Raw genomic sequence first — 13750 nt, 5'->3', positions numbered from 1 at the left:
AATATGAAAAGTTTTGATGCTCGAAAAGTCATCCGACCGACAGTGCTGACTGTTGTGGTGATACTTGCTGTCCTGTGCGTGGTACATCTGTGGAACTACTACAATGCCGAACCCTGGACCCGTGACGGGCGGGTGCGTGGAGACGTGATTCAGGTGTCTTCAGATGTTGCAGGTCTGGTCACTGAAGTTCTGGTTCAGGACAATCAGCAGGTCAAAAAAGGTCAGGTGCTGTTTAAAATAGATCTTGCCCGTCAGGCACTCGATGTTGAGCAGGCAAAGTCAGATCTGGCAAAAGCAAAATCAGGACTTGCAGAAGCGGAAGCAGGACTGGCACAGGCTAAAGCGAATGTGGTGAGATCGGCTGCCAATATTCAGCTTGCTGATAAAACAGCAGGACGTTATGCATCTTTGATGGATGGTGCGATTTCTAAACAGGAACAGGATCAGGTGTTTGCCACACGTGATCAGTCCCACGCAGAGCATGAGCAGCTGCAGGCAGCAGTTGAGCAGGCACAAGCCAGTATTACTCAGCAGAAAGCCCTCATTGAAGCTGCGACCAGCAGTCTGCATCTGGCTGAACTGAACATGAACCGTGCTGAAGTTATTGCACCTGCTGACGGGACTTTATCCAATTTTGATATGCGTCCTGGTAATTATGTCAAAGTGGGGCAGGCGGTTGCGGCATTGCTTGACCGTAAGCAACTGTATGTGGTCGGTTACTTTGAAGAAACCAAACTGAATAAAATCCAGCTGGGAGATCAGGCAACCATTCAGCTGATGGGTGATTCAGAGAAAATTAAAGGTCATGTACAGGGAATTGCATCAGGGATTGAAGACCGTGAGCGGACAACATCCTCTGGTCTGCTGGCCAATGTAAATCCAACCTTCAGCTGGGTGCGGTTGGCGCAGCGTGTCCCTGTAAAAATTGTACTGGATGAAGTACCGCACAATGAACTGGCTTTTATTGCAGGTCGTACCGTGACCGTACATATTCTGGAAAGACATAAAAAATAAGCTGTCAGCCATTCATCAGGTTTTAACCCATCGAAAGATGGGTTTTTTATATGTGCAGATCTGCCATGGCAGGCATGTTGATTTCTTTGACGCAGGATGCCCGACTGGTCGCCAGAATAAAGCGGATAGCTGCCAGTACATCCTGAAGTGGAATCAGTTGAGTCTCAGTTTCTGCCAGCACAGTATCCAGTGGTGTGTTGATGTCAAATTCTGTGGCGAGATAACCCAGGTTCAGTACACTGATACCAATCTGATCTTTTCTCAGACTCTGTCGCAAAGCATGAACCATTCCGCGCAGTGCAAATTTACTTGCTGAAAAAGCAACTTCTGCACCGTTATGATTATCCAGTCCCCAGGTTGAACCGATCAGAATGATTTTGGCATTGCTGGATAGACGTAAATTTTCCAGCAGAGACTGAATCGCAAGTATGCAGGCATGTACATTGGTATGAAGTAAACGCGAAATTTCGGTATCAGAGCAGTTTTCAAAGTCATAATCAGGCTCAAATGCTTTTTCTTCCCAGATACCTACGTTATAAATCAGATAATCCACCTGCTGATTCTGAATCTGTTTTTTCACCATATCCCGAGCCAGTTCAGGCTGAGAAAGATCGGCAGAAATCCACTGAAAACCGGGATGAAGACAACTGGGTTCAGAGCGTGAAATACCGAATATACGGTCTTCTTGCTGAGGAACAGCCTGCAGGATTGCCTGCCCAAGCCCTTTACTTACCCCATAGATGACATATGTCCTGGACATGACTGAACCTGCTGTTTAAGGTGTTAAGCCTTCTGGATTGCGATACCAGCTTTCAATAAATAAAGCGGCTGCGATGCTGTCTGCGGCGAGTTTTTTTGCACGTCCCTGAGCCTGATAATGCTCAAGTTCATCACGGGCTTCCCGGGTGGTCAGACGTTCATCCACCATCAGGGTTTCAATATTGGTCTGATGACGCAAACGCCGTGCAAATTTACGCGCACGGGTGGAAAGTTCTGACTCGGTGTCATCCATATTTAAAGGTAATCCCACCAGAAATAAACTGGGTTGATGCTGTTTTACTATTTTCAGCAGTTCATCCCAGTTCGGAATACCATCTTTCATGGGAAACAGGGCAAGCGGGTTTGCACTTTCAATCAGGGAAGAACCAACCGCCATCCCCATTTTCTGTGTGCCGAAGTCAAAGGCAAGAATGAGTTGCGGTTGTGTTAAATCAGGCATGTCCAATCTCAGATGATAACCAGGTGCGGTCAATGCCTATTTTACGATAAGCTGCGTCCCAGCGGTCATCGTAGGGTAAATTAAAAATCAGATCCATATCTGAATCACAGATCAGCCAGTCACCTTTGGCAATTTCATCTTCCAGTTGATTTTTACCCCAGCTGGCATAGCCCAGTGCAATCTGGTAACGCCCCACACCCTCGTTATGTGCAATCGCATCGAGGATATCCTTACTGGTGGTGATACAGACGTTTTCACCGACTGCAATGGAAGAATGCCAGGTCGGTTGACCGGTATGCAGAACAAAACCGGCTTCGGGACGCAAAGGTCCTCCCTGAAGCACATCGTGCGGCAGGACATGATCGGCACTGATTTCCAGATCATTGAGTAATTCACGTACAGAAATTCCCGAAGGACGATTGATAATAATCCCCTGTGCGCCTTCATCATCATGTCGGGCAAGGTAAATCACTGTATTGGCAAAGAAATCATCTGCCATTTCAGGCGGTGCAATCAGACAGCGGTGCGTCAGAAATTGTTTTGACACCTGGGAATTTCTCCTCAATTCTCTGAATTATTATATTAAATATTACGTTTATTAATAAGTTACAGGACTTCCATCACTTATCCAAATACTATTTTGTGTATTTGACAGAGTCCAAAGAGATATCACGGGTCAGGCAATCTGAAATTTCAGCTGTCTCAGCTGTCGGGCATGCTGCAATGTAGTTTCATTGATTTCAATACCACCGGTCATACGTGCGAGTTCCTGAATCCGCTCATCTTCTTCAAGTTCCAGAATACTGCTGCTGGCTGGATCTGACTGCCGTTTCTTTGCCAGCAGATGTTGATCAGACTGTGCTGCAACCTGTGCCTGGTGGGTAATACATAAAATCTGTACGTGTTTGCCCAGTCCTGCCAGCAGACGACCGACTATTTCTGCTGTACCACCACTGATACCCACATCAATTTCATCAAATACCAGTACTTCGGCATCCGTTTTTTCTGCATTCATGACCTGCATGACGAGGGCAATACGTGACAGTTCACCGCCTGACGCCACTTTTGCAAGGGGCTGTGCTGGAATACCTTTGTTGGCAGTAAATAACAGCTGAATAAAACTGAAACCTTCTGCTGATGGCTGTTCCAGTGGTTCAAATTTAAACTCAAAATGGGCTTCTGGCAGTGCCAGCTGTTTAACCTGCTCGGTCAGTTGTTTTGCCAGCGGTGCAGCAGCTTCACGACGGATATCATCCAGATGCTGTGCCTTGCTGAGATAGTCCTGATAGGATGCCTCAACCTGTTCAGCCAGGGCTTCAGGGTCTTCCAGCTGATGCAGCTGTTCAAGTTCCTGTTGCCATTCGGTGTACTGATTTTTCAGTTCATCGGGCTGGGTGCGGTATTTACGGGCTAACCGATGGAAGACTTCCAGTTGTGAGTTCAGTTCTTCCATTCGTTCAGGATCAAAACTCTGACGGTCAATAAACTGTCTCAGATTTGCAGTTGCATCATCAATTTCACTCTGCGCATTGATGAGGGAATTATAAATTTCAGAAAGCTGATCACTGCGACCCGCATGTGATTCGAGTCTGCGTAGAATGGAAGACATTTCCTGAGCAATATTCTGTTCGGATTCATCGAGTGCATTCAGGCTGTAGCTGCAATCCTGCATGATGTGTTCATGGTGACTGAGACGGTCAAATTCCTGTTCAATTTCTTTATAATCAATCTGAATCAGTTCTTCAAGTTCTTCAAGCTGTAGCTGTAAAGTGTCGATGCGTTGCAGACGGTTTGCCTGTGCATCTATGGCAGCCTGATGCTGACGGATGTCCTTCTGCCATTTGCTGTAAGCATCACGAACCTGCTGGGCTGGAGTGTAAAAGTTGCTGTAACGGTCAATCCAGTGCTTCGGATAAGGCGGTTCCAGTAACTGCTGCTGGCTGTGCTGGCTGTACAGCTGTACCAGCAAGCGTCCGATTTCCTTGAGTTCAGACAGACTGCCTGGACGACCATTAATCCATGCCTTACTGCGCCCTGTGGAAAAAATAACACGACGTAAATGGATCTCACCAGATTCATCATCCAGCTCATGTGCTTTGAGCCATTCAGCCTCTGGACTGCCGTCCTGATAGCTGAAAACAGCTGTGACATCGGCTTTATCTGTGCCGAACCGTACATAATTGGTATCTGTTCTTTCACCAAGACAGGCAGAAAGCGCATCCAGGAGCAGGGATTTACCTGCACCGGTTTCTCCGGTGAGAACATTAAAACCTTGTTCAATATCAATGGCTAAATTGTCAGCTAATGCAAAATTGATCAGAGTTAAATGTGTCAGCATATACGCATCCGGACTGCGGTAAGTTTAAGTTAAAGATATCAGGTTTTATTTTTGTCACAAGATGACTTTTATTCTAAGATGACCTGAAACATAACTATTTTATCCCATATTTATTATGAAAATGAAACTGCCTTTGCCTAAACCACCGGTCAGGCAACCGATAAAAAAACAGAATATTGAACAGTTGAATAAAAAACTTGCACAGTTATCCGCTCTGTTCCGTCAGGCAACAGCGCAGAAAGACTATGAAGCCGCACGGAAACACGTGGCTGAAGTACTGAAATATGTACCTGACCATGTCGTTGCAATGATGGATCTGGCATTTACCGAACTGCGTCTTGAACGCTATGAAGATGCTTACCGACATTATCTGAAGGCGATCAGTCTGAGTAAAGCCAAGGTGGATACCAATATTTACGATGGATTGACCGAAGTCTGTTATCAGCTGAATAAACCGGATGAAGTTCAGAAGTATGGTGCGCTTGCATTACAGAGCAAAAAAAACCAGGTCAATGAACAGTCCACGCTGAATATTCCTGCTGAAAGACCTGTGTTTAATCCTGCCCGTCCGCAGGAAAATATTATAGCTTTTTCACTGTTTGGCAGTGATCCAAGATACTGTGAAACAGCATGGCTGAACGTGGTTCATGCCAGAGAGATTTACCCCGAATGGACATGCAGGATTTATCTGGACGACAGTGTGCCGGATGTTGTTCAGCAAAGACTGAAAAATGCAGGTGCGCAGACTGTTATGGTGAATGAGCAGCAAAAACAGCTGTCCGGGCTGTTCTGGCGATTCCTGGTCATGGATGATCCTGATGTCCGGTTTTTTATGATCCGTGATGCAGACTCACTGATTTCCTATAGAGAAAAAGCGGCAGTTCAGGCATGGCTGGACAGCAGCAGATGGTTTCATAGCATGCGGGACTTTTATTCACATACCGAGTTGGTTCTTGCGGGGATGTGGGGCGGCTGTCATGGTGTTTTTCACGGAATTGAAACCATGATTCAGCAGTATATGCAGACGGGTAATTATCTGACCAGCAGGGTGGTGGATCAGCATTTTCTGCGCTATATGATCTGGCCTGCATTGAAACAGAGTCTGATCAGTCACGACAGTCAGGGCTTTGACCCTGATGCAGTCCCTTTTCCTGAAGCTGTTCAGCAGACTGATTATGAACAGGCTGAGACGTTTCATGTGGGCAGTAATATGGGGGCACCCGTCATGATTGTTAAGGTTGAAGATGCAGCAGCAGAGACCGTTCGTTGGGTGTTGCTGGATCAGGAAAATCAGGAAGTCTGCAGTTATGAAGCTGCAGTACTGGACTCCCGTGAAATTATGGTGAACCTGCCTCGGATTTATACAGACAATATTCAGAAGAAAATATGGAGAATAGAACTCTATTCTGTATAAATCTGGATTGATTAGTTGTACTTGCCCAATTAAACTACAGGCAGTCAAAAGATATAAAAACGCGTTACCTGGAGAATATGCATGTCAGCTCAGTTTGATCATGTTTCTGTTGTGAAAAAATCAAACGTCTACTTTGGTGGCTTGTGTATCAGCCATACGGTTCAGTTTGAAGACGGTACTAAAAAAACCCTGGGGGTTATTCTTCCAACCGAGCAGGCATTGACGTTTGAAACGCATGTTCCTGAACGTATGGAAATTATTTCTGGTGAATGCCGGGTTAAAATTGCTGACAGCGAAGAAAGCGAACTGTTCCGTGCCGGACAGTCGTTCTATGTTCCTGGTAACAGCCGTTTTAAAATTGAAACGGATGAAGTGCTGGATTATGTCTGCCATCTTGAAGGCTGATCTTTCATTTTATTGAACAGGGAATTTTTAACCTGAATCGGTTAAACTGTTCATTCACAGAAATCCTGTAAAGTCAGCTTTGCAGGATTTTTCTTTTGAATTCTGAATAAAAGTTGAATTAGAGGTCGTTCATGGCTAAACCTGAATATTATTATGGCGTTCATTCGGTGGAGTCATTACTTGAGCTTGAGCCTGAGCGGGTTCTGACTTTATTTACTCTGAAAGGGCGGGATGATCAGCGCTTACAGAAAATTCTGGAGCTTGCTGAACCGTTTGGCATCAGTGTTCAGAAAGCTAGTCGTGACAGCCTGGAGAAACTGGCAGGTCAGCCATTTCATCAGGGTGTTGTTGCTGCGGTGCGTCCACATCCAGTACTGAATGAAAAAGATCTTGATCTGCTGCTTGAAAATAATCCCCAGGCGCTTTTACTTGCGCTGGATCATGTGACTGACCCGCATAATTTGGGGGCATGTATCCGAACAGCAGCAGCAATGGGTGTGGAAGCCGTGATCGTGCCCCGTGACCGTTCTGCCAGCCTGACGCCGACGGCACGCAAAGTTGCAGCTGGTGGTGCTGAAAAGGTTAAATTTATTCAGGTAACCAATCTGGCGAGAACCCTGGGAAATATTAAAGACGAATTCAATGTGCGTGTTGTTGGCACCATGCTGGATGAAAAAGCGTTGCCTGTTCAGCAGTTCGACTTTACAGGGACAGCGGTGTGTGTAGTGATGGGCGCTGAAGATACAGGTTTGCGTCCGATTACTCAGTCACAGTGTGATCAGACCGTTTATATTCCGATGGCAGGGAATTTACAGAGTCTGAATGTCAGTGTGGCAACGGGTATGGCGCTGTATGAAGCCTGCCGTCAGCGTAATCACTGAGTCAGTTTATTATTTAAATTAAAGTAGCAGGAACATGTCTCCCAGAACACAAGGTTATGCCCTCGTTGCAGTTACGATGTGCATCTGGGGAGGGTTTACGATTACCTCCCGTCTGAATGCTCAGTGGCACATCAGCGCATGGGATATTACCGCACTCCGATTTGCACTGGCATTCTGTATTCTGATGCCAGTTCTGATATGGAAAAAAGATACTGCCTTTCTTTGGAAAAAAGAGCCATTTATTCTGGCGATGGTCGGAGGGGTGGGGTATTGCCTGACTTCCTACAGTGCTTTTCATTTTGTCCCTGCTGCACATGCTGCGATTTTCCTGAACGGCTGTATCCCTTTGTGTACAGCACTGGCAGGTTTTTTTCTGTTCAGGGAGCCTTTTGATAAGCATACCTGGGTAAGCCTGGTCATTATGCTGTCCGCCATTTCAGCCATGTGTTTTCTGATGTATGAGGAAACAGGTGTGGCCTTTGGTTTTGGTGATCTGTTGTTTTTTATCAGTGCAATCTGGTGGGGAGTATTTACTGTGTTGCTCAGGCAGTGGAAGCTTTCTGCATGGCATTCCATGGCGGGTGTGGCGATCTGGTCAGCGCTTGTTTATATTCCGGTTTATCTTTTATTTTTACCTAAAAATCTGACGCAGCCAGAACCCATGCACTTGCTTGTTCAGGGGATTTTTCATGGCATTTTTGTGGTGATTATCGCCACACTGACTTATGTGGAAGCTATTAAACGGTTGGGGGCATTTAAAACAGGGAGTATTGTGACCCTGGCGCCTTTTATTGCCGCAGTACTGGCTGTTCCATTATTGAATGAGCCTTTGAGTATAGCGATTATCTGCGGCTTGCTGGGTATGGGTGTGGGTGCATTGCAGCCATGGCGATGGTTTGGGCGTAAAGACAGTCTCCAGGTGAAGCTGGATCAGCAGAAAAAAAACTGATTCAGGCTTCGCTTCTTGCAAGATACTGAAGATGCAGTTTTTTAAGCTGGTTGTGCAGATGATCGATATGACCATCGTTGAGAATAATATCCTGAGCCAGAGCCTGCTTCTGTAAGCGTGGCATCTGCGCAGCAATGATTTTTTTTATCTGTTCAGCATTCTGCCCATCACGTGACGAAGCTCGTTCAATCTGAAGCTCTTCAGTCGCATCAATCAGTAGATTGTGATGGGTCAGTTCGTGCTGACTGGTTTCAAACAGCAGAGGGGAAACCAGCACAGCATATGGACTGGTTGCAGACGCCAGCTGTTGAATGATTGCAGTGCGGATGGCAGGATGAGTAATGGCTTCAAGCTGTTTGCGGGCTGAAGGATCTTTGAAAATATATTCTCTTAAGGCTCGGCGGTTCAGCTCACCATCTTCCTGTATGACCCAGGTGCCAAATATCTGCTGAATCTGTTTCAGAGCTGGTTGTCCTTTTTCAACAACTTCTCTTGCGACAATATCAGCATCCACGACCTGAATGCCCTGAGATTCAAACCATTGACTGGCAGCTGATTTTCCACTGCCTATACCGCCTGTTAAACCCAGAATAAAAGTCATTCAGTTGTCCGTTATTACTGCCCAAGATAAATTTTCATGATCTGTTCACCCCATAAAAAGGCAATCCAGCCAGCGATGGCAATATAGGGGCCAAAAGCAAAGGGCTGATTTTCTTTACGGATTTTCAGTAAAATAATACCAATTACCGCACCGACCACAGATGAAAGTAACACAATCAAAGGCAGGAGCAAAGGACCCATCCAGGCACCCAGGGCAGCCAGCAGTTTAAAGTCGCCATAACCCATGCCTTCTTTGCCGGTCACAACTTTAAACAGATAATAGACGACCCAGAGGCAAAGGAAGCCAATGATATATCCCCATATGGATGCAGCAGGGGATGTGAATACTGAATAGCTGTTTACCGCAAGGCCAATCGCTGCAAGTGGCAGGGTATAACGGTCAGGCAGTAACTGTGTGTCAAAATCTATGAAGGTTAATGCAATCAATACCCAGGTCAGTAGCAGTCCTGCAAGCATCTGAATGGATGGACCAAATACCGCAACGACAGTCAGGGAGCAGGCCGCCGTCAGCAGTTCAATAAAAGGATAGCGGATACTGATTGGATTGGAGCAGTTACCACATTTGCCACGTAATGCCAGCCAGCTGACAACAGGAATATTCTGATACCAGCGGATTTCTGACTGACACTTGGGGCAGGTCGATGCGGGTTTGCTCAGCGTTATTGGAGTTTCAGGTTCAGGTGGGTGATCTGGATGCAGGTACAGCTGACATTCCTGTCGCCATTCCTGTTCCATCATTTTCGGGGTGCGATAAATAACGACATTCAGAAAACTGCCGATACATAAACTGAAAATCCCAACTGCCAGATAAAGTGCAGTTGGGGTTGTACTTAAATAAGAGATAATTTCCTGCATTAAACCACGGAGCCCATCTGGAAGATTGGTAGATACATTGCGATAACCAGACCACCGACCAGTACACCCAGTACAGCCATGATCAAAGGTTCCATCATGGAGGTCAATCCATCCACGGCATTATCCACTTCATTTTCATAGTGTGTAGCCACTTTATCCAGCATGGCATCCAGTGCACCGGATTCTTCGCCAATTGCAACCATCTGTACTGCCATGGATGGGAACTTATCCGTAACCCGCATGGCGAACTGGAGTTGTTGTCCTGTGGCAACGTCATCTCTGATTTTCATGACCGCCTGTTCATAAACCACGTTATTGGTTGCGCCTGCTGTAGATTCAAGTGCTTCAATCAAAGGTACACCGGCTGCGAAAGTGGTTGCAAGAGTACGACTGTAACGGGCAATAATGGCTTTATACACCAGATCACCAAAAATAGGTGCTTTCAGTGCTGCTTTATCCAGGAAATCACGGAATTTTTTACTACGCTTTTTGGCTTCCAGGAAAGCTGTAATGACGGCACCAATAGCAATAATCAGAATGAACCAATATTTCTGCATCCACTCAGACATGTTCACCACCATTTTAGTAAATGCCGGCAGATCTGCACCAAATGAGGAGAACAGCTCCTGGAAAACAGGCACGACTTTAACCATCAGAATAATTGTTACAATAATAGCGACCACAACTACACTGGCTGGATACTTCATGGCCTTTTTAATTTTCTGTTTAAGCAGTTCGCTTTTTTCTTTATAGATTGCAACACGGTCCAGCATGGTTTCAAGAGCACCAGACTGTTCCCCTGATTCGACCAGTGAACAGAACAGGTTGTCAAAATACTGTGGATATTTTTTCAGGGCACCTGCAAAAGTATTACCGCCTTCGACTTCACCTTTAATGCCAAGGACAACTTCACGCATGGCAGGGTTTTCAAGACCTTCTGCAACAATTTCAAAGCTTTGTACCAAAGGTACACCGGCTTTCATCATGGTTGCAAGCTGACGGGTGAAGATGGTGATATCAAGCGTGGATACTTTTTTCTTCATCAGCCCTTCGAGAATATTTTTTTTCTTTTCCCGGATGGTTTTGATGGTGATCCCTTGCTTGCGCAGCGTCACTTTGGCTAAAGCCATGTTTCGTGCCGGCATTTCCCCTTTGATCTTAGCCCCTTTACGATCAACCCCTTCGTAGATGAAGTTTGGCATCATCTGTGCTTTTTTGACAGCCATGCAATTATCCTTATTTTAAATTTTCAATCTATTCACTCGTCACACGATTTACTTCCTGAAGAGAAGTAACCCCCTGCATGACTTTCACTAATCCAGAGCGGCGAAGATTATTAAACCCCGATTTTTCAGATGCTTCTGCAATTTTGATCGCATTACCATCTTCCATAATAATCTTTGAAATTTCTGGTGTAACTTTCATAACTTCATAAATACCGACACGACCCTTATAACCTTCACGGCATTCTGAACAGCCGACTGGCTGAAAAACCTGGAATTCTGAATTATTCAGATCTTCTTCTGTGAAACCCAGTTCCAGTAAGCTGTTACGTGGAACATCAACAGGTTCCTTGCAGTGTGAACATAAGCGACGGGCCAGTCGCTGAGCAATCACCAGGTTGACAGAGGTTGCAATGTTGAAGGATGGAACCCCCATATTCCGCAAACGGGTCAATGTTTCAGGTGCACTGTTGGTGTGCAGCGTGGAAAGAACCATGTGTCCTGTCTGTGCGGCTTTGACTGCTATTTCAGCTGTTTCAAGATCCCGGATCTCACCGACCATAACAATGTCAGGATCCTGACGCAGGAATGATTTAAGTGCGACGGCGAAGGTCAGACCAACTTTGGGGTTGACGTTCACCTGGTTAACCCCTTCAAGGTTAATTTCGACAGGGTCTTCGGCTGTGGAGATGTTGGTGTCTTCCTGGTTCAGAATATTCAGACCGGTATAAAGAGAAACCGTTTTACCCGAACCGGTTGGACCTGTGATCAGTAACATTCCCTGAGGTTTTTCCAGAGCTTCCATAAACAGGGCTTTCTGTTCAGGTTCATATCCTAAAGCATCAATGCCCAGCATGGCACTGGATGGATCCAGGATACGCAGAACCAGTTTCTCACCAAACAGTGTCGGTAATGAGTTGACACGGAAGTCGATGGCTTTGGTTTTGGACAGTTTCAGTTTGATACGTCCGTCCTGAGGAATCCTTTTTTCAGAAATATCCATCTGTGACATGACTTTCAGTCGGGAGGCAAGACGGTTTGACAACTGTAAGGGTGGTGTCGCAATCTGGCGCAGTACACCATCTACACGGTAGCGGACACGATAGGTTTTTTCATAGGGTTCAAAATGTAAATCCGATGCACCCATACGTATGGCATCAATCAGTAATTTATTGATATATTTTACGATTGGGGCTTCATCTGCCTGTGGTTCATCATCGTCATCTGTAGTCTGGGGGGAGGTACCCTCATCAAGATCCAGGTCAATATCATCATCTGAAAAATCAAAAGTACTTTCTTCAGCGAAATTCTGTTCAATAATTTTTTCGAGTTTATTGTGTTCAACAATAATCGCTTCAATATTCATTTTACTGTTGAAGCGGATCGCATCCATGGCATCCATATTGGTTGGATTGCTGGTTGCAACGTACAGGATGTGACCCCGTTTGAAAACAGGCAGAATACGGTGGCGTGTGATCAGCTTATCGTCTATGCCTTCACGGATAATCTGAGCTGTATCATAGGCAGCAAGATCAAAAATGGGTTCTGCGAACTCTTCTGAAATTTTTTCAGCAACAGTTTTGGGAGAAAGGCTGAGCTGTTCAATCAGATAGGGAACAATATCCTGTTTGGCTTTTTTTGCTCCTGCAACAGCCTGCTGCATTTTTTCGGCAGAAACTGTCCCTTCATCGACGAGGCGACGAATAAATCCTGTGAATTTAGGTGAACCCTGTAATACTGACATTCCCCGGTATCCCTACTTAAATAAAAAATACTGTTTATAATTGGTATGGCAAAATTATACTTTTGTTGCACAAAAATACCATATCTAAAAGTGATGCTACCACCTTAATCTGTCTGAAAAGCATGAACCAGTCGTAATTCAAGGCATATGTTTTTATTCATTGTTTCATTTCAAAGGTATCTTAATTCATACAGTCTTGCAAAAGCTTCAATAAAAATGTCTTCATAATTATGATTTGCGTGTAGAATGTGCGCGTTTTGATGAATTTTCTTTACGGGTTACTTTATGTCGGGATCGACTGTTACGCCTTGGGTTATTGGGAACTGGAAAATGAATCCAGTGCAGGCTGATGCCAAGCAACTGATTCAGGAATTTAAAGAATTACTGCAGAATAATGATATTTCGGAACAGGCTTGCCGTATAGGTGTTGCGCCTGTTTCCATTGCTTTAATGAATGTAAAAGCTGCTTTTGAAAATGCAGCATCTCCTGTCCATACTGTGGCGCAGGATGTGTCCAGGATTGCAGGTACGGGTGCTTATACCGGCGAAGTGAGTGCTGAACTGCTTAAAGACAGTCAGATTCAGCTGGTACTGGTTGGTCATTCTGAACGACGTGAAATTTTTGCAGACAGTCCTCAGATTCTGTGCGAAAAAGTGAAAAATGCACTGAATGCGGGTCTGACTGTCGTATATTGTATTGGTGAAAGTCTTGAACAGCGTGACGCTGGGCAGGCGGAACAGGTGGTATTGCAGCAGATCTGCGATATTGCGCCAGTGATTGAAGCTGAACAGTGGAAGCAGATCATTGTTGCGTATGAGCCTGTATGGGCAATCGGGACGGGGAAAACTGCTTCACCGGAAGATGCTCAGTCCATGCATGCAGCGATCCGTGAGGGGCTGAAGCAACTGACGCCTTATGGTCAGCAGATGGCAATTTTATATGGTGGCAGTGTCAAACCGGAAAATGCGGTTGAGCTGGCTGCCTGTCCAGATATTAATGGTGCTCTGGTTGGTGGAGCATCCCTGAATGCGGGGTCTTTTTATAAAATAGCCCAGGCATTTGCAGAAACAGAATAATCAGGAGTTC

Annotated in this window: 14 protein-coding genes; 6 read left to right on the top strand and 8 right to left on the bottom strand. The window is 45.5% G+C overall.

Going from position 1 to position 13750, the window contains the following annotated elements; translation table 11 throughout:
• Positions 1-3 precede the first annotated feature (3 nt).
• Entirely contained in the window at positions 4-1014 is a 1011-nt protein-coding gene (locus CDG61_RS15800; protein WP_087512724.1) for an HlyD family secretion protein, read from the top strand.
• A gap of 46 nt (positions 1015-1060) precedes the next feature.
• On the opposite strand, the gene CDG61_RS15795 is transcribed toward CDG61_RS15800, so the two are convergent.
• The 4 genes from CDG61_RS15795 to recN all read right to left on the bottom strand — a co-directional run bounded on the left by CDG61_RS15795 (position 1061) and on the right by recN (position 4571).
• Positions 1061-1774, bottom strand: a complete 714-nt coding sequence (locus CDG61_RS15795; RefSeq protein ID WP_087550403.1) for an SDR family NAD(P)-dependent oxidoreductase — start codon at positions 1772-1774, stop codon at positions 1061-1063.
• Positions 1775-1789: 15 nt separating this feature from the next.
• The gene (ruvX, locus tag CDG61_RS15790) at positions 1790-2233 is read right to left on the bottom strand and encodes a Holliday junction resolvase RuvX (protein ID WP_087512616.1); all 444 of its coding nucleotides are present in this window, start codon (positions 2231-2233) and stop codon (positions 1790-1792) included.
• Positions 2226-2780 (bottom strand): YqgE/AlgH family protein, encoded by a 555-nt coding sequence (locus tag CDG61_RS15785; protein WP_087512617.1) that lies wholly within the window; start codon positions 2778-2780, stop codon positions 2226-2228. The genes ruvX and CDG61_RS15785 overlap by 8 nt, the downstream gene beginning before the upstream one ends.
• A 129-nt stretch (positions 2781-2909) precedes the next feature.
• A complete protein-coding gene (recN, locus tag CDG61_RS15780; protein WP_087550404.1) occupies positions 2910-4571 on the bottom strand; it encodes a DNA repair protein RecN in 1662 nt (553 codons plus the stop codon).
• A 115-nt stretch (positions 4572-4686) separates the two neighbouring features.
• Here recN and CDG61_RS15775 point away from each other — a divergent pair, with 115 nt between their 5' ends.
• From CDG61_RS15775 to CDG61_RS15760, 4 genes are all read left to right on the top strand, one after another.
• Positions 4687-5985 (top strand): tetratricopeptide repeat protein, encoded by a 1299-nt coding sequence (locus tag CDG61_RS15775; RefSeq protein ID WP_087550405.1) that lies wholly within the window; start codon positions 4687-4689, stop codon positions 5983-5985.
• Between the two features lie 81 nt (positions 5986-6066).
• Positions 6067-6390, top strand: a complete 324-nt coding sequence (locus CDG61_RS15770; protein WP_087512620.1) for a pyrimidine/purine nucleoside phosphorylase — start codon at positions 6067-6069, stop codon at positions 6388-6390.
• A gap of 131 nt (positions 6391-6521) precedes the next feature.
• Complete coding sequence (rlmB, locus tag CDG61_RS15765) at positions 6522-7271, top strand: 23S rRNA (guanosine(2251)-2'-O)-methyltransferase RlmB (protein WP_087550406.1); 750 nt, start codon at positions 6522-6524, stop codon at positions 7269-7271.
• A 34-nt stretch (positions 7272-7305) separates the two neighbouring features.
• Positions 7306-8220 (top strand): DMT family transporter, encoded by a 915-nt coding sequence (locus CDG61_RS15760; protein WP_087550407.1) that lies wholly within the window; start codon positions 7306-7308, stop codon positions 8218-8220.
• 1 nt (position 8221) lies between these two features.
• Here the strand turns inward: CDG61_RS15760 and coaE are convergent, their stop codons facing one another.
• From coaE to pilB, 4 genes are read right to left on the bottom strand one after another with little or no spacing between them, the layout of a single operon-like run.
• Positions 8222-8821, bottom strand: a complete 600-nt coding sequence (gene coaE / locus CDG61_RS15755; RefSeq protein ID WP_087550408.1) for a dephospho-CoA kinase — start codon at positions 8819-8821, stop codon at positions 8222-8224.
• A 14-nt stretch (positions 8822-8835) separates the two neighbouring features.
• Positions 8836-9696, bottom strand: a complete 861-nt coding sequence (locus CDG61_RS15750) for a prepilin peptidase (RefSeq protein WP_087550409.1) — start codon at positions 9694-9696, stop codon at positions 8836-8838.
• Positions 9696-10922 carry a type II secretion system F family protein gene (locus CDG61_RS15745; protein ID WP_087550410.1) on the bottom strand — a complete coding sequence of 409 codons (1227 nt, stop codon included), beginning with the start codon at positions 10920-10922 and terminating at the stop codon, positions 9696-9698. The genes CDG61_RS15750 and CDG61_RS15745 overlap by 1 nt, the downstream gene beginning before the upstream one ends.
• Before the next feature lie 28 nt (positions 10923-10950).
• Positions 10951-12663, bottom strand: coding sequence for a type IV-A pilus assembly ATPase PilB (gene pilB, locus CDG61_RS15740; protein ID WP_087550411.1), 1713 nt, complete (start codon positions 12661-12663; stop codon positions 10951-10953).
• Positions 12664-12948: 285 nt separating this feature from the next.
• Here pilB and tpiA point away from each other — a divergent pair, with 285 nt between their 5' ends.
• Positions 12949-13740 carry a triose-phosphate isomerase gene (gene tpiA, locus CDG61_RS15735; protein WP_087550412.1) on the top strand — a complete coding sequence of 264 codons (792 nt, stop codon included), beginning with the start codon at positions 12949-12951 and terminating at the stop codon, positions 13738-13740.
• Positions 13741-13750 lie beyond the last annotated feature (10 nt).

This window comes from Acinetobacter sp. WCHAc010052 (genome assembly GCF_002165295.2).
GTDB lineage: Bacteria > Pseudomonadota > Gammaproteobacteria > Pseudomonadales > Moraxellaceae > Acinetobacter > Acinetobacter chinensis.
The sequence above is the reverse complement of the archived record's forward strand: the minus strand, read 5'-3'. Positions and strand labels throughout refer to the sequence as shown.